Source organism: Brevundimonas sp. UBA4553 (genome assembly GCF_002387245.1).
GTDB lineage: Bacteria > Pseudomonadota > Alphaproteobacteria > Caulobacterales > Caulobacteraceae > Brevundimonas.
Map to the genome: position 1 here is coordinate 61,142 of NZ_DGLD01000015.1, position 17,183 is coordinate 78,324.

10 protein-coding genes are annotated in these 17,183 nt (G+C 66.2%); 7 read left to right on the plus strand and 3 right to left on the minus strand.

Annotated elements, in window-relative coordinates; all coding sequences use genetic code 11:
- Positions 1-8: 8 nt before the first annotated feature.
- A complete protein-coding gene (locus B4A39_RS10680) occupies positions 9-3,419 on the minus strand; it encodes a TonB-dependent receptor domain-containing protein (RefSeq protein WP_292036442.1) in 3,411 nt (1,136 codons plus the stop codon).
- Between the two features lie 200 nt (positions 3,420-3,619).
- Here B4A39_RS10680 and B4A39_RS10685 point away from each other — a divergent pair, with 200 nt between their 5' ends.
- Together B4A39_RS10685 and B4A39_RS10690 are read left to right on the plus strand one after the other, a co-directional pair.
- Complete coding sequence (locus B4A39_RS10685; protein ID WP_292036443.1) at positions 3,620-4,828, plus strand: family 43 glycosylhydrolase; 1,209 nt, start codon at positions 3,620-3,622, stop codon at positions 4,826-4,828.
- Complete coding sequence (locus B4A39_RS10690) at positions 4,825-6,132, plus strand: pectate lyase family protein (protein WP_292036444.1); 1,308 nt, start codon at positions 4,825-4,827, stop codon at positions 6,130-6,132. The genes B4A39_RS10685 and B4A39_RS10690 overlap by 4 nt, the downstream gene beginning before the upstream one ends.
- A 40-nt stretch (positions 6,133-6,172) precedes the next feature.
- Here the strand turns inward: B4A39_RS10690 and B4A39_RS10695 are convergent, their stop codons facing one another.
- Both B4A39_RS10695 and B4A39_RS10700 read right to left on the minus strand, forming a co-directional pair.
- A complete protein-coding gene (locus B4A39_RS10695; protein ID WP_292036446.1) occupies positions 6,173-7,798 on the minus strand; it encodes a family 43 glycosylhydrolase in 1,626 nt (541 codons plus the stop codon).
- Positions 7,799-7,880: 82 nt separating this feature from the next.
- The gene (locus B4A39_RS10700; protein ID WP_292036447.1) at positions 7,881-9,473 is read right to left on the minus strand and encodes a pectate lyase; all 1,593 of its coding nucleotides are present in this window, start codon (positions 9,471-9,473) and stop codon (positions 7,881-7,883) included.
- Between the two features lie 122 nt (positions 9,474-9,595).
- Between B4A39_RS10700 and B4A39_RS10705 the strand changes: the two genes are divergently transcribed.
- From B4A39_RS10705 to B4A39_RS10725, 5 genes are all read left to right on the plus strand, one after another.
- Entirely contained in the window at positions 9,596-12,586 is a 2,991-nt protein-coding gene (locus tag B4A39_RS10705) for a DUF6298 domain-containing protein (protein WP_292036449.1), read from the plus strand.
- Positions 12,587-12,619: 33 nt separating this feature from the next.
- Entirely contained in the window at positions 12,620-13,624 is a 1,005-nt protein-coding gene (locus tag B4A39_RS10710; protein WP_292036450.1) for a LacI family DNA-binding transcriptional regulator, read from the plus strand.
- Between the two features lie 63 nt (positions 13,625-13,687).
- Positions 13,688-14,833, plus strand: coding sequence for a fumarylacetoacetate hydrolase family protein (locus B4A39_RS10715; RefSeq protein ID WP_409449590.1), 1,146 nt, complete (start codon positions 13,688-13,690; stop codon positions 14,831-14,833).
- Positions 14,830-15,588 carry an SDR family NAD(P)-dependent oxidoreductase gene (locus B4A39_RS10720; protein ID WP_292036452.1) on the plus strand — a complete coding sequence of 253 codons (759 nt, stop codon included), beginning with the start codon at positions 14,830-14,832 and terminating at the stop codon, positions 15,586-15,588. Before B4A39_RS10715 ends, B4A39_RS10720 begins: the two co-directional genes overlap by 4 nt.
- A 72-nt stretch (positions 15,589-15,660) precedes the next feature.
- Positions 15,661-17,091 (plus strand): sugar porter family MFS transporter, encoded by a 1,431-nt coding sequence (locus tag B4A39_RS10725; RefSeq protein ID WP_292036453.1) that lies wholly within the window; start codon positions 15,661-15,663, stop codon positions 17,089-17,091.
- Positions 17,092-17,183: the final 92 nt, after the last annotated feature.

Here is a 17,183-nt window from a genome sequence, read left to right on the forward strand (position 1 = left end):
ATAGGAAATCAGAAGGTGAAACGGGCTCCGACGAAGTACTGGCGACCCGTGCTGGCGTAGTTCTGAACGACGGGATCGTTCTGATAGGCCCAGCGGCTGTCCGTCTGGTTGGTCAGATTCAGCGCTTCTGCGGTCAAGGTGACGTGGTCCGTTAGCTTGTAGGTCAGCGAGGCATCCACGTTCAGCGTCTCGTCGCTGCCGATGAAGTCGTTGATCAGCGGCGAGTCGCAGACGCCCGGATCGCAACCGCCCGAGGCCAGCGGGTAGGTGGTCTGATAGGCGGCGCGATAGGCGGCCGAGACGCGAGCGCTGAGCTTGGGATCTTCGTAGAAGACCGTGGCGTTGAACGACTCCGGCGACGCACCGAGGAAGGGCGCCATACCGGTCAAGCCGCGAGCCGGGTCCAAGATGTACTCCATTTCGGAGTTGATCTTGGTGTAGTTCAACTGGACGCCCGTATATTCGAGCAGGCCCGGCAGGAAGGTGAAGTTCTGCTGATAGGCGATCTCGAAACCGTCGAGGGTGCCGCCGGGGGCGTCGTTATACTGACGGATCTGGAACGGACGGTCGCCGTCCAGATAGGCGCGGCGGCTATCGGAAGCTTCGTCGACCAGGCCATCCCAGGTCGCGCGCAGATTGGCGATGGCCTCGGTGTCGAAGATTTCGGTCAGCCGAGCTTCGCGCAGCACGACTTGCGGGAAGCTTTCGATTTCCTTCCAGAAGTAGGCGAACGACAGCAGGGCGTCGCGGGCGAAGTACCATTCGACATTGAAGTCCAGATTGGTGGCGCGGAACGGCTTCAGGCGAGTGTTGCCCAGGGTGATGGCGGCGTTACTGCCATCGAAGTCGGCGGGCGCCGTGCCAATGCCGGCGGGCACGTTGAAGGCCGTGACGCCGGGGTGCAGGGCCATCATCTGCGGACGGGCCATGACCTTCGCCGCCGCAAAACGCAGGATCAGCTTGTCGTTCGGCTCCCACGCCAGGTTAAGCGAGGGCAGGTAGTCTTCGTACTCGTTGGTGTTTTCGACGCCGCGACCGCTGGGCGAGCGTCCGCGAGCGTCGACTTCGGTCTTGGCGTAGCGCACGCCCGCGTTGCCGCGCAGGTCGCCGACGAACAGCGGGATATGGAAATCGACCTGGGTGTAGAGACTGCTGGTCTTCTCATCGACCCAGAAGGTGTTGACCCCGCCGTTGCGCAGGTCGGACAGGCGCCAGTCCCCCCATGCGTTGATGCAGTCGCAGTCAAATCCGAAGCGATTTTGGAAGGCTTGGAGGTTCGGCACGAAGAATTGGGAAGGCATGCCTTCAGGCACGTTCAGGCCTTGCCCCCATTTGACCACCTGGCCCATCTGGGCCACCGTCGTCGAGGGGGCCAGGCCGGAACGCACGCCTTCCAGCAGGCTGGGGTTCATGGTGTCGCCGATCAGGCGCTCGTAGCGGGTATAGTAGAAGTCGAACTCCCGCATGCCCCCGCCGAAGCGGAAGGTGATGTCGTCGTTATAGTCCCAGGCGAAGTCCGCCTTGGCGGTGCGATAGCCGTTTTCGGTGATCGTCTTGTAGTGACGGAGGGCCGAGTAGCCCTTGACGAAGTCCCACTTGGTCGGATCGGCCACATCGAAACCGAAGTCGATGAACGGCATGTCGCCGCCATCGCGCTCGTCGTAGATGAAATAGTCGTTGCCGGCGACGCCCTGACCGGAGTCCAGACGGATGAAGTCGGCCAGCAGGCCGGTGTTCTCATTGGTGGACTTGGAGTCGCCGATCAGCGCCGTCATGCGGAAACGGTCGTTGAACTCGTGTTCAAGGTTGATCGAGTTCTGGCGGAACTCGGTGGTGTATCCGCCCTGGTCGACGGCCGAACGCATGTCGACATTGGCCAGCTTCAGATAGGCGGCGTTGTCGCCATTCTCGCTGAGGGCGGCGTCGAGGACCCGCACGGACGGGCGGCCGATGAAGGCGCCGCGCATGGCCAGATAGTTGGGGTGGGCGACGTAGCCGACCGAACCCGGCTGATTGTAGTAGTCGTAGACCTCGAGGTTGTTCGGATTGAAGCTGCCCGTCCCGGCCAGCAGGTTGTTGACGCTGGCGCCCGGCGCCGTCGTGAAGACTGGCGTGTTGCCGTACATGCCCTGACCACAGTCGATAGCGTCGCGGAACTCGTTGGCGTCCTGGCTGGCGCAGGTGGCGTAGATGCCCCGGCGATTCCGATAGCTGTTATTGGCGGCGCTGGTCGTGGGGTAGGTCTGATAGCTGAGCGACGTCAGCGTGCGGTTGCCGTTGGTGTTGTTCCGGTTCAGGCCGACCGCGCCGATCTGGTAGTTGGTCGAGACCTGGGTCATCTCCGAATAGAGGTTGTCGAAGCTGATCGTCGTGCGGTCGCTGGGCCGCCATTGGCCCGAGAGGGTGACGCCCAGTCGCTCCTGCTCGACCTCGCGGTGGTTCAGGGTGGACAGGGCCGGAATACGGACCAGGGAGCCCTTGGTGTTGCCGCCGTTCAGCAGGGCGTAGGCCGCCGGGTTCGAGCCGATCAGGTAGGCCAGGGCTTCGGGGTTGGTCACGCGCGGCAGGGCCGTGGCCGGATTGGTGCCGGTCGGCAAGGCGAAGCCCTGATGGTCGCCGGCTGCGTTGGTTCCGACGTTGTTGAAGGTCGCTCCGCGATACAGGTAGTCGCTGGACCCGACGCCGCGCGTGTAGCTGTCGATAGCCTGATCACGCTTGTTGTAGGCAAGGGAGCCGAGGAGGCCGAACTCGCCGATCTTGCTGCTCCAGCGGTCGGAGCCGAGCAGGGCTACGCGAGGGTTATGCGTGCCGCCGTTCTCGTAATAGGCGTCCTGCAGCGTCAGGGCGAAGCGCCGATCGTCGAAGTCGAAGGGACGGCCCGAAATCAGATCGACGGTCGCGCCCAGCGAGCCTTCGTCGGTCATGGCGTCGGCGGACTTCTGCACCTTCAGGGAGTTGAAGAGCTCCGAGGCGAAGGTGTTGAAGGAGAAGCCGCGGTCGCGGCGCAGAGCGCCGTCAGCGTTGCTGGCGCCCGACGTCGACAGGGTTTCCAGACCGTTCAGGCGCACGCGAGTGAAGTCGCCGCCCAGACCGCGCACCGAGATGGTGTTGCCTTCGCCGTTCTCACGGTCGATCGAAACGCCCGGGATCCGCTGCAGGGATTCCGCCAGGTTGGCGTCGGGGAAGTCCGCGATGTCTTCGGCGTTGATGACGTCGACAATGACGTTTGCGCGTCGCTTTTCGTTCAGGGCGCTCGCCAAGGAGGCGCGCAGGCCGGTGACGACGATCTCGTCCACCGTGGTCGTTTGATCTTCCGCTTGCGTCTGCGCCATGGCTGGCGAAGTGGCGAGCATGGCGGCCAGACAGAGCGCGATAGGCGATGCGGCTGCACGCAACTGTAGCGTTGAGTTCTTCGTCATGGGGTCCCTCCTCCTTGATCCCAGCGCCTCTGACGGGCTCCGTGAATCATCCTGACGCCAGGCGATGGCCTAGCTTCATTTGAAAAGTATTATAATATTTTTAGGTCGCCAAGTGATTTCTGATACCGGTGTCATGTCCTTGATGATCATGTGTGAATCGGGATTTTGAGGGGTGAAGACGGGTGATTCAAAGTCGCAGAATGCTGTTGAAATGGGCCAGCGCCGCCGTCGCGGGCCTCGCGGCGCGCTCGGTTTTTGCGCAGTCAGCGGACGATTCGGGGCGAGTGATTTCAACGCCGACGAGCAATCCCTATCCCTACCGCGGCGTCAGCGGGGCGGGCGTCGCCGCCAGTGTCGCCGACGCTCGCGGCGGCTGGATGTCGGGGCTGGTCGGGGTGCGCTATCGCGGCGCACGGCCGATGACCTATCCGACCCTGCCCTGGGGCGAGGCGGCGACGGGCTCGGCGGTGGGCAAGGGGCTATTGCCGTCGATCCATCCGCTGATGGAACTGCATCTGCGCGACACCCAGATCTGCATCGGCGGCGACGGCGCATACTACATGACCGGCTCGACCGGCGACAACATCTGGGCCTTCAACGACGGGATCGAGCTGTGGCGCTCGACCGATCTGGTCGACTGGACGTATCTGGGACTTGTCTGGAGTCTGGATCGAGAGGGGGGCTGGGCCAAGTCATGGCGGATGCGACGCGGCGTGCCCTTCCGCGCCATCTGGGCGCCCGAGGTCCACTATATCGCCGGCAACTACTTCCTCTGCTTCAGCGTCAGCCGGGCTGGCTTGGGCATCCTGCGCAGCACGAGCGGAAAGCCCGAAGGCCCGTATGAATACGCCTTCTCGTCCGAGGCTCATCTGCGTCGGGGCATCGACGCCACCCTGTTCCAGGACGATGACGGGGCCGTCTATCTGACCTACGGCTCGGGCGACGAGATCGTGCGGCTGAAGGACGATCTGTCGGGCTACGCCGAGGATTGGAAACGCACCACCTTCGCCGACACCCAGTGCCTGGTGGCGCGCGACCGCGCTCGCTGCCTGAAAGGCGAGAACATCCTGGGCTACGAAGGGGCGACCCTCTTCAAGAAGGACGGCCTCTATTATCTGGGCGCGGTCGGCAATGTAGAGGGGCGCTATTCCTTCGTCTTCGCCGTGTCGGAGCATCTGCTCGGCCCCTATCGGATGAAGCATGAGGCCGCGCCCTGCGCCGGGGGCGGCAACGTGTTCAGGGATCGTGAGGGGCGCTGGTGGTCCACCTTCTTCGGCAACGACGAGCAGAGCCATTTCCGTGAGAAGCCGGGCCTGATCCGCGTGGACTTCGACGCCGATGGGCGGATCGTCGTCGCCCCTGATCAGCCCTTCGCTCGCCCCCTGCCGCCGCTGGAGGCCCTGACATGATCGATCGTCGTCGCCTGATGCTGACCGCCGTTGCGGTCGGGGCTCTGCCCGTGCCCGCCTTGGCTGCAGGCGAGGTCCTGGCCTTTCCCGGCGCCATGGGCTGGGCCGCTGCGACGCCGGGCGGACGCGGCGGGCGGATCATCCGCGTCACGAACCTGGCGGGCGAGGGGGCGGGCTCGCTGCGCGCCGCGCTGGAGGCCGAGGGGCCGCGCATCGTGGTGTTCGAGGTCGGCGGGGTCATCGACCTGAAGCGTCGCGACATCCGGGTGACGAACCCCTTCCTGACCATCGCCGGTCAGACCGCGCCCGAGCCGGGCGTCACCGTGATCCGGGGCGGGATCAGCCTGCGCACCCATGACGTCATCGTACGCCATATCCGGATCCGGCCCGGCGCGGACGGGGCGGCGGCGAAAAGCGGCTGGGAGGTCGACGGCCTGACCACCTCGGGCGCGCATGACGTGATCGTGGACCAGTGCTCCTTCAGCTGGGCGACGGACGAGAACCTGTCGGCGTCCGGCCCGCGCTTCGAAGGCGGCGACGCTGTGGAGCAGTGGCGACAGCATACCTCGCGCCGCATCACCTTCAGCCGCAACATTGTGTCGGAGGGCCTGTCGAACGCCAGCCACGCCAAGGGCGAGCATTCCAAGGGCACCCTGATTCACGACAACGCCACCCAGGTGCTGATCGTCGGCAATCTGTACGCCCACGACTACGAGCGGAACCAGTTGTTCAAGGGCGGGGTCCATGCGGTCAGTGCCAACAACCTGATCTACAATCCGGGCAATCGCTGCATGCACTATGCGCTGAACGCCTCGGAATGGGGCGGTCAGCGCTGGGAAATCGGCCAGTTGTCGCTCGTTGGCAATGTGACGCGCGGCGGCCCCTCCACGCGGGCTGACCTGCCCTTCCTGATCGTGGAAGGTCAGGGCGATCTGGATCTCTACGCCCTCGACAATCCGGCCCGCCACGCCGACGGGCGGGCCATGCAAGAGATCGGGATCATTTCGGACCGCGAGCCAAAAATCAGGCGGCTGAACGCTTCGCCGCACTGGCCCGCCGGGTTCCGGGCGCGGCCTTCAAGCGAGGTCGAGGCCTGGATCTTCGCCGAGGCCGGGGCCCGGCCCTGGGCGCACGACGCCGTGGATCGGCGCGTTCTGGATGAGGTGCAAACGGGGACCGGTCGTATCATCGACGACGAGCGCGAGGTTGGTGGATATCCCGTCATGGCTGAAACGCATCGCCCCTTCGTCGAGGCCGACTGGGACTTGAGCACTCTGACACGCAAGGACGGCGCGCCGAGTTGAAAAGAGGGGGCGGAGCGCGACGGCTCCGCCCCCTTCCACACTACAGAGCGCGGAATTTGAAGTTCTTGAACCGCGCCTCGCCTTCGCCGGCGGCGTAGATGCCCGGACGCAGCATCATGAAGCCGCCACGGACGTTCTGGTTGTAGCCCGACACCTCCATACCCCGGTCGAAACGCTTCCAGTTCACCCCATCGGCCGAGGTGTCGAAGTAGACGTTCTGGTAGGCGTTGGTCAGGCGCATGAACATTCGCTGGCCATGCGGGTTTGCGGGCCGTCCGCGTTCGATCCCGTATTGGTGGGTGACGTAGCGCGTGGGGTCGAAGCCAAGGCCAGCATAGAGGGCGCGGTCGTAGAACAGGATCAGCCCGGCCACGGCGCCGGGGTCGATCTCGATCTCGCACTCGATCTGATAGGCCTGCTCGCCTTGGACGAAGGTCAGAGGCGAGCAATCGACCGGCGCCTTGCCCTTGGCCTTCATGTGCAGGACGCCGTTCTCGCGACGCAGGCGGTCCTTCTCGTTCGGCTGCGGGTCGTAGAAGCTCCACTGGATGCCGAACTTGTCGGTGGTGAAGTCGTCCGACAGGGCCATGCCGTGCGGCACGGCCTGACCGCCGCGCGGCATGGCGATGGGTTTGGACAGGTCGCCGCCCTTGGCGCGGAACCAGCCGTCGTCGGTCCACTCGATCGGGTCCAGCAGGGTCTGGCGGCCCAGGCTCCAGTAGGCGTTCTCGTAGCCGTGATAGACCATCCACCAGTCACCGTCGGTCGGGCCTTCGACCAGGGTGGCGTGACCGCGCGACCACCATTTCTCGGCGCCGCTGCGGGTGCGCACGATCGGGTTGTGTGGGCACTCTTCCCACGGACCGTGGATCGACTTGGAGCGGGCGGCGATGACCATGTGGCCGGTCGGCGGGCCCGCCGTGCCGCCGATGGCGGTGATCATGTAGAAGTAGTCGCCGTGCTTAAGCAGCTTGGGGCCTTCCTGGGCGTGGCCCTCGACAATCCAGTCCTCGGGATAGCGCCAGGCGTCATAGACCTGCTCCAGCGGACCGTCGGTGGCCAGGCCGTCGTCGGTCAGCCGCACCCGGTCGCCGCCGTTCAGGAACAGGTAGCGCTTGCCGTCCTCGCCGACGATGTGGCCAGGGTCGATGTTCCCGGGGATCTTCAGGTCGATCGGCTCGCTCCACGGCCCTTCGATCTTGTCGGCCCAGATGACGTAGTTGGACCGGTAGTTCGGGAAGCGCGCCGGGATGTAGCAGTAGAAACGGCCTTCGTGCTTGATCAGTTCGGGCGCCCAGACCGAGCCGATGTTGGTCGTCAGGGCTGCGGTGACGGGCCGCCAGTTCACCAGATCGCGCGAGTGCCAGATGTGAATGCCGGGCACCGACTCGAACGACGAGAAGGTCATGTAGTAGTCGTCGCCGTCCTTGAGGATCGACGGGTCCGGGTGGTCGCCCGACATGATGGGATTCAGGAAGGTGCCGTCGCCCAGGTCGGCCATGCGCTGGCCCTCAATGCCGCGACGCCACTTCATCCCGGCCCACTCGCGACCCAGCGGCGCGGCTTCCTCGTTGGTCTGGGCGAAGACGGCTCCGACCGGCAGGGCCGATGCGGCGACGCCGCCCAACAGGCCGCTCAGGGCGGCGCGACGATTGATAGGGGACATGGGCGGTTCCTCTTTTCTCTTATGCATTACGCGAACTGAATGAGTTCAAGACGCGGGGATGAGGGTGATGACGGGCGCCGCTTCACGCTGGCCGTGCCTCGCGCACGTGGGCGATCAGTCGCGCCATGTTGTTGATGTAGACGCCGGCGGAGATCCCCATCGGGCCGCTGGCCTCGGTGAAGGGCGAGGTGTCCCACTCGTCCCCGACCTGACCGCGATCAACGAAGCCGGGCGGCGGCATGGCCGGGCCGTCGCCGCGATAGGCATGGCTGGTCGTGCGCAATTCCACCGGCCAATACCCCTCCGAACTCAGCCCCTCGATCAGCAATGTAACCGGTGTCATTCCTGGGCGCGAGGTGGTGACGTTGAGGTCGGAACCGCCCTGGGCGCGCGTGATGACATAGTCCGGCAGCAGGCTGGGGCCGCGCCCCATCAGGGAGGAGCGGCGCACGGCCTCTTCCGGCGACAGGGCGACGACCTCTTCGACGCTGCGGCGGATACGGGCCAGGTTGATGTGCTTCTCAGCACGCTGGCCAGTCATGTCGTAGTCGACGAAGTATTCGCCATTCTGCGCGTTCGACCCACGGCGATGGACGGCGATGAATCGGTTGGTGCCCGGTTCGACGAAGCGGAAATGGTTGCGGCCCTCATGATGGGCGGAGGCAGGGGCTTCGACCCGCGCTAGCCAATCCAGCGCCTCGTCCAGCCTGGCCAGGAAGCTGCGGTCGCCAGTCAGGCGATAGAAGTCCAGCATCCGTTCGATCGCGACGGCGGTGACATGCGGCGAGACAGCTGCTGGTTCATAGGTTCGGCCCCAGGCGGGCCTGAAGTCGGCGGTGTACTGCAGCGCCCAGCCGGGCGTCGGCGCGGGTTGCTGGAGGTCGCGATAGCAAGCCATGGCGCGACGGATAGCGGGTTCGACATCCGGGCGCGCCCACTGCTGCTGGACCAGCAGAAGGAAGTCGATGTTCTCGTCCATCACCTCGTCATTGAGGGTGATCAAGCCAGTGTAGTCGGGGCGGCCGTGGTTGCTGAACTCGCCCGCGCGGGGCCAGCGCTGAGGCCAGCCGCCGCTGGGCAACTGGCTGTTCAGCACAAAGGCGATAGTCCGGTCCACGGCGGCGCGGACGTGCGGCAGGCCGGTCTCCCGGGCCAGTCGCAGCAGGAAGCGCCCGCATTCAACTGTGGCGTGGTCGTCGAAGGTGGCGTTGCCGTAGTAGTGCTGGAATTCCTCCAGCCGCCAGCCGTTGTTGCCAATGGTATCGTACCAGCGGCGCAGCGAATCCTCACCATCGAAGTCGATGACATAGTTCCAGCCCCCGCTGGAGTGCTGGCCCCTCATCAAGGCCTCGGCGGCCGCGACGGCGGCGTTCAGGAACTGCGCCTCGCCCGTGGCGCGCCAGGCGTCGAGGAAGATCTGGCCCATTTCGGGCGTGCCAGGCGCTTGGGTCCAGATCATGCTGGGCCAGGCCTCCATCTCGCCCCAGCGCCGCGAGAAGTCGGGCAGGTAGGACCAGACGTAGCCGCCGTTCACCGCCGCCTTTTCGGTCATGAAGCGGGTCGCGCGACGCATGGCGTCACGCGCCGCCTCGACATCCGTAGCCGCCAAGGAGGGTGCAGCGGCCAGAATCGGCGTCGCGGCGGCGGCGGCCAGACAGGCGCGTCGGGTCAGCATCCGAAAAAAGTCTCCCTGCCTCGGCCCGGCCTTTCCGGCGACGGCGCGGCTGGCGCCGCAACCGCTGGACTCATCAGCTAATATAATAATACTTTTTAGCTGGTGCCTAGGGGGAGTGAGACATGGTGCGGTTCTGGATCGCAGGGCTGATCGTCGCAGCATCGGTGGTTGGGTCGGCGCGCGCCCAGACCGCGCCCGACTTCGTCGCCCTGACCCCGCCCATCGATTTCTCTCACGCGGGCTATCGCGGCGGAGGCGCGGCGGCGCCGGTTCTGCCGGTTGTGATCCGGGTAGAGCCGGGCGAGGGCGACGACACCGCCCGCATCCTGGCGGCGATAGATCGTGTGTCGAAGACGACGCCGGACGCCGAGGGGCGACGAGGCGCGGTCTTTCTGGGGGCGGGCGAGTTTCAGGTCGAAGGCCGGATACGGCTCGATGTAGGCGGGGTGGCTTTGCGCGGCGCAGAAGGGCAGGCGACAACCATCGTGGCGACGGGCGTGGACCGACGGCCATTGATCGCCATTGGTTCGCGCGTGCCTGCGCCCGAACCTCTCGGCGCTGACATTCCCGTTCTCGGCGACAGCCCCGTCGGCGCCGTGCGTCTGACGTTGGAGACGACCGAGGGTCTGGAGCCGGGCGACGCGGTGACCATCCGTCGTCCCAGCACCGCCAAATGGATCGCCGCCTTGGGCATGGACGCCTTCGTTGGCTGGCGGCCCGAGTCCCGTTTGAACTGGAGGCCAGGATCGCGAGACGTGGTCTGGGACCGGCGCATTGTTGCTGTGGAGCGAGGGATAATCGTCCTGGACGCGCCTCTGACCATGGCGCTGGCTGCGGGCGACGGCGCCGCGATGCGGCGCGCTCCGTCAGTGTCGCGCATCGGCGAGGTAGGGGTCGAGAACCTTCGTCTGGTTTCTCGCCATGATCCGAGGCGGCCTGCCGACGAGGACCACAGCTGGACCGGAATCGCCGTGGATCGCGCCGAGGATGTCTGGCTGCGAAACATCGCCTTCGAGGGCTTCGTCGGCTCTGCCATAGACCTGGGCCCTGACAGCCGTCGCGTCACCGCGCAGGACGTGAACGCCAGCCGGCCCGTGTCTGAGATCGGGGGGCTGCGCCGCCGCACCTTCTACACGGCGGGCCAGCAGACCCTGTTCCAGCGTTGCGCCAGCAGCGACGGGATCCACGACTTCGCCGTCGGCCATGCGGCCGCCGGTCCCAATGTCTTTCTCGACTGCACCGCCACGGACTCGCACCGCGACAGCGGGACGCAGGAAAGCTGGGCCACCGGCGCCCTGTTCGACGGGGTCAAGGTGCGTGGCGGAGGCTTGACCCTGACCAACCGGGGCCGGGACGGGCAGGGCGTCGGCTGGTCGGCGGCCAACTCAGTCCTGTGGAACTGCGAGGCGACGGTCGTCGAGGTGCGCAATCCGCCTGGCGCGGCCAATGTCGCCGTGGGCTGTCGCGGTGAACGCATCGGCGACGGGGTGCTGGAGGACGCGCGCGTCATGCCTGGCCGGGACTTCCACCGCGCCCAGCCGCAGGAGCCCGCCAGTCTCTATCGAATGCAGTTGGAACGCCGGTTGGGCGAGGCTGGTCTGGCGGCATTGGCCCCGGCCGTGTTTCCCACTGAGGCGCCCCGCGCCTCGCTTCTGACCGACGATGAGGTCAAGGCGTGGCGGCAGGCGACGGCGCGTCCGGTCGCCAGTCATCCCCTGACGGTGGCGGACGGATGGTTCGTAATCGACGGCCAGCCCGCCTGGCGACGCCGTATCGGCTTCGCCTTCTTCCAGGCCCAGATGGTCCCGGCCCTGGCCGAAGCGTCCGGCCCCTTCATCACGCGCTTCGCGCCGGGCCTGGAAGGTCAGGGGCTGACCGACGACCTGAACGCCTTCGCCGCAGGACTGAAGACTGGCGACGTGGTGCATCACAACTATGGCCTCTGGTATGATCGCCGCCGCGTTGACCATGACTTCTACGGTTCTCCGGATCAGCGCGACGGCGAGGTCTGGGGACCGTTCATGGAACTGCCCTGGGCGCGCAGCGGGCAGGGCCGGGCCTGGGACGGTCTCAGCAAGTTCGACCTGGAACGCTTCAATCCCTGGTTTTTCAACCGTATCGCCCGCTTCGCCGATCTGGCCGAACAGCAGGGCGTGGTGCTGTATCACAAGTTCTATCTGCAGCATTGGCTGCTGGAGAGCCGGTCTCACTACGTCGATTTCCCCTGGCGACCGGTCAACACCCTCCAGGCGACAGGGATGCCGAACGAAGTCCCGGCGGCAGAGGTCTTCTGGGACGTGTCCAACCCAGTGCGGCGCGATCTGCATCGCCTCTACATCCGACATACGCTGGAGACTTTGAAGGGGAGGGACAATGTCGTGATCGGCCTTGATCCCGAATACACCGGCCCGCTGAGCTTTGTGCAGTTCTGGTTGGACGAAATCGCGGCCTGGGAGGCCGAAACGGGGGCGGATGTGCGCGTGGCGCTGGAGGTGCCAAAGGATCAGATGGACGTGATTCTGGATGATCCAATACGCGGACGAACTGTGGATGCGGTGGGCTTCCATCACTGGACCTATCGGCCGGACGGCACGCTGTTCGCGGTGCGCGGCGGCCTGGACAAGGCCCCGCGTGAACAGGTGGACGCCATCGCTCGACCACAGGACCTGACAGGGGGCATCGACGCGGGTGAGGCGCGCCGGGCCCTTTGGCGCTCGACTCCTGCCATGCGCTACCGGGCCTACCGCGAGTATCGCGACCGCCGCAGCGATCTCGTCGTGCTGGACGCCGACGACGCCTTCTCGGAGCTGAGTCGAGCGATCGAGGCCGCAGCGCCGGCCGCGGCGCGGGCGAGTTTAAGGCCGAGTGTGGATCTGCTGGCGCCCAGCAGCACGGCTTGGGCATCGGAGGGGGGCAATGATGCGGCGCTCATCTACAACCTCGACGGCGCGGCGATGGAACTGGTGCGGCCGCTCGCGGCGGGGCGAGCCATGAGGTGGATCGCCGAAGGGGTTGTGGTCGACAGGGTCGCGCTTGGCGATGCTACCCATCTGGCCCCGCCGCCTGAGCTTGCGGGGCGGCCCCTTGCCTTGTGGATCGCGCCTGCGCCTTGACGGCGGCGGCGCTTGCCGCAACCAGTGGCGGCCATGATCGCAGACGACCGCAACCCGACCATCGACGACGTCGCCCGACTGGCGGGGGTGTCGCCCATGACGGTGTCGCGCGTCATCAATGGCGGCGCGCGGGTCAGCGCAGCGACGCGCGAGCGGGTACAGGCGGTGATCGACGCGGCAGGCTATGTGCCCGATCCGGCGGCGCGCATTCTGGCGCGCGGAGGCGGAGGGCGGATCGGGTTGCTCTACGCCAACCCGAGCAACGCCTATCTGGCGGAGGTCCTATCGGGCGCTTTGGCGGGCGCGCGGGCGGCGGGGCTCTTGTTGATGATCGAGCCCTCCCATGCGGGCGATCCGGCGCAGGAGGCCGAGGCCGTGCGGCGCTTGGCTGCCGGCGGGGCGCAGGGCCTGATCGTGCCGCCGCCGCTGGGCGAGTCCGCGGCGACCCTGAACGCCATACGGGCGGCGGGGATCAAGGGCATCCTGTTGGCCGCGCCCCCTGTGGAGGGGCTGTTCGAAGCCTTGCGGGTGGACGATTTCAGCGCTGCGGCCGAGATGACGCGACGGCTGATCGATCTCGGGCACCGTCGTATCGGTCTGATCGAGGGGCGTGCGGACCAGAGCGCCAGCGCTGACCGGCGTCGGGGCGCGCAGGCAGCCGTCGCAGCGGCGTCGGAAACCGATTTGTTAGTCGAGGCCGGCGACTTCACCTACCGCTCCGGCTTCGAAGCGGCGCGACGGCTGTTGGCGATGCACCCACGTCCAACGGCTTTGTTCGCGGGCAATGACGATATGGCCGCCGGGGCTCTGGCGGCCGTCCACGCCGTGGGACTGCAAACGCCGGGCGACGTTTCGGTGGCCGGGTTTGATGACACCTATCTGGCCGCCAGCGTCTGGCCCGCCCTGACCACCATCCGCCAGCCCGTCGCCGAGATGGCCCGCCGCGCCGCTATGCGGCTGGCGGGAAAGGAAGAGATCGATACGGAGTTCGTTGAGCATCGCCTGATCGAACGGGAGAGCACGGCCTCACCCCGTTGACATCGATTTTCAAGTCAGGAATGTTAGCGCTAACACGACGTTAGATCGTGTGGGAGCTACGCCTTGGAAATGATCGCCATTTTGCCGCGCGACTGGCGCGAGTCCGTGCTGCTGGGCCGGATCGAGACCGCCGACGGACCGACGCCGGTCTTGTTGCGTGACGGCCGGGTGTTCGACATTTCCAGCTTTGCGCCGACGTCAGGCCAAGCGCTTGCGCGACCTGATCTGGCCGTCGCCGAGGGCCGTGATCTGGGCGCGGTCGAGGACCTGAAGGTCGCCACTGCATGGGGCGATGAGGGGCTGGCCCTGCTGTCGCCGCTGGATCTGCAATGCATCAAGGCCTCGGGCGTGACCTTCGCGGTCTCGGCGCTGGAGCGGGTGATCGAGGAGCGCGCGCGCGGCGACGCCACCGCCGCCAACGCCATCCGCCAGGGCCTGCTGGACCGCATCGGCGGCGAGCTGAAGGATCTGAAGCCCGGCTCGATTCAGGCCGAGGCCGTCAAGGCGCAACTGATCGCCGACGGGCTGTGGTCACAGTATCTGGAAGTCGCCATCGGCCCCTATGCCGAGATCTTCACCAAGGCCCCGGTGCTGGCCTCGGTCGGGGCGGGCGCGGCGGTCGGGGTGCGCGCCGATTCGGATTGGAACAACCCGGAACCGGAGGTGGTGATCGTCTGCGATCCTGTTGGTCAGCCGGTCGGCGCCAGCCTGGGCAATGACGTCAACCTCCGCGATATCGAGGGGCGTTCGGCGCTTCTGCTGGGCAAGGCCAAGGACAACAACGCCTCGGCTGCCATTGGTCCCTTCATCCGCCTGTTTGATGCGAACTTCACCATGGACGACGTGCGCGCGGCGACGGTGCGGCTCGAGGTCAAAGGGGGCGACGGCTTCGTCATGACGGGCGAGAGCTCGATGCGGCTGATCAGCCGCGACCCCGAAGACCTAGTGGCGCAGACCTTGAGCGCGCATCAGTATCCTGATGGTTTCGCCCTCTATCTGGGCACCATGTTCGCGCCGGTCGAAGATCGCGGTGAAGCAGGCAAGGGCTTCACGCACCGTGTCGGCGACCGGGTGCGCGTGTCTTCCGACAGGCTGGGCGTCCTCGAAAACATCGTCGCGACCTGCGATCAGGCGCCGCCATGGGCGTTGGGCGTCGGCGGCTTGATGCGCAATCTGGCTGGGCGCGGTCTGCTGGGGGGCGCGGCATGAGCGGCGCGCTCTATCCTTCGCTAAAAGGCCGTCTGGTCGTCGTTACTGGCGGCGGCTCGGGCATCGGCGCAGGCTTGGTCGAGGCCTTCGCGAAGCAAGGCGCGCGGGTGGTCTTCTTCGACATCGCCGAGGCGGACTCCAGCGCGCTTGAGACATCGCTGGCGCATCTCGACCCGGCGCCGGCTTTTGAAACCTGCGACCTGGCCCGGATTGAGGTGCTACAGGCGGCCTTGGCCGGGATCATCGCCCGGCACGGCTCCATCGACGTTCTGATCAACAACGCCGCCAGCGACGACCGCCACGCCTTGGCCGAGGTCACGCCCGCCTATTGGGATGACCGCATCGCGGTGAACCTGCGTCATCTTTATTTCGCAGCCCAGTCCGTGGCGCCGGCCATGCGTGCGCAGGGACGGGGGGTGATCCTGAACCTCGGCTCCATCAGCTGGCATCTGGGCCTGCCCGACCTGTCGATCTACGAGACCGCCAAGGCCGGTATCGAGGGCATGACGCGGGCTCTCGCGCGCGAGCTGGGCGCCGACGGGGTGCGGGTGGCCTGCATCGTGCCGGGCAACGTCAAAACCCCGCGTCAGATGAAGTGGTACACGCCCGAAGGCGAGGCCGAGATCGTTGCCGCCCAGTGTCTGAAAGGCCGCATCGAGCCACGCGACGTGGCGGCCCTCGCCCTGTTCCTGGCCTCTGACGACGCGCGCTTCATCACCGGACATGAGTATTTCGTGGACGCGGGCTGGCGCTGACGCAAATCTAAATCACCGCCGCCCGCGATCAACGACGGGCGGTCAACATCACGGACCTGGGGAGGGACGAGAATGGCGGGACCAACAGGGACTTCTGGCCCGGATATCGCGGGGAACGACAGGGTCAACATGGCCTTTATCGCCCTGATCGTGGCCGTCGCCACCATCGGCGGCTTCATGTTCGGCTATGATTCCGGGGTCATCAACGGCACGCAGGACGGGCTGGAAGCGGCCTTCAACCTGTCGGCCCTGGGCACAGGCTTCAACGTCGGGGCCATCCTGCTGGGCTGCGCCTTCGGGGCCTTCGCCGCGGGACGCCTGGCCGACGCCGTCGGTCGCCGAACTGTGATGCAGATCGCCGCAGTGATGTTCATCATCTCGGCCATCTGGGCCGGGGCGGCGGACAGCTCGGCCCACTTCATCCTAGCCCGCTTTATCGGTGGCCTGGGTGTCGGCGCGGCCTCGGTCCTGTCGCCGGCCTATATTTCGGAAGTCACCCCGGCGTCGATCCGGGGGCGGCTGTCCTCGGTTCAGCAGATCATGATCATCACCGGCCTGACAGGAGCTTTCGTCGCCAACTACGCCCTGGCCAAGACGGCGGGCGGTTCTACGGCGGAGTTCTGGCTGGGTTACCCGGCTTGGCGCTGGATGTTCTGGTTGCAGGTCGTTCCCGCCGCTATCTACTTGGTGGCGCTGCTGGCCATCCCGGAAAGCCCCCGCTACCTCGTCGTCAAGAAGAGGGACGCCCAGGCCGAAGCCGTGCTGTCCAGGCTGTTCGGTCAGGGCGCGGGCGCCCGCAAGGTCGCCGAAATCCGAGCTTCGTTGACCGCCGACCACAAGCCCCGGTTCGCTGACCTGCTGGACCCGCTCACCCGCAAGGTGCGCCCCATCGTCTGGGCCGGCTTGATCCTGGCGGTGTTCCAGCAACTGGTCGGCATCAACATCGTCTTCTACTACGGCGCGGTCCTGTGGCAGTCGGTCGGATTTTCCGAGAACGACGCCCTTCAGATCAACATCCTGTCCGGTGTCCTGTCGATCGCGGCCTGCCTCGGCGTCGTGGCGGTGATCGACAAGATCGGCCGCAAGCCGCTGCTGCTGATCGGTTCGATCGGGATGTTTATTACGCTGGGCGTTCTTGCCTGGTGCTTCTCCAAGGCCGCCATGGTCGACGGGGCGTTGCACCTTGACGACCAGACCGGTCTGACCGCGTTGATTTCGGCCAACGCCTATGTGGTCTTCTTCAACCTCAGTTGGGGGCCGGTCATGTGGGTCATGCTGGGCGAGATGTTCCCCAACCAGATGCGCGGTTCCGCCCTGGCTGTCGCCGGCTTCGCCCAGTGGATCGCCAACTTCGCCATCGCCGTCAGCTTCCCGTGGATGGCGGCCACTCTGGGGTTGGTCGTGACCTATGGTTTCTATTCGGCCAGCGCACTGATCTCCTTCTTCCTGGTCCAGGCCTGGGTGAAGGAGACGCGGGGCCGTGAACTGGAAGACATGGGCTGACGCCCGACTCTGATATGCCTCTCCCCGAACGCGGGGCGGCGCTTGCCCGTCGCCCCGCAACCTCTTTGAAAGGACCAGTCCATGACCGACAC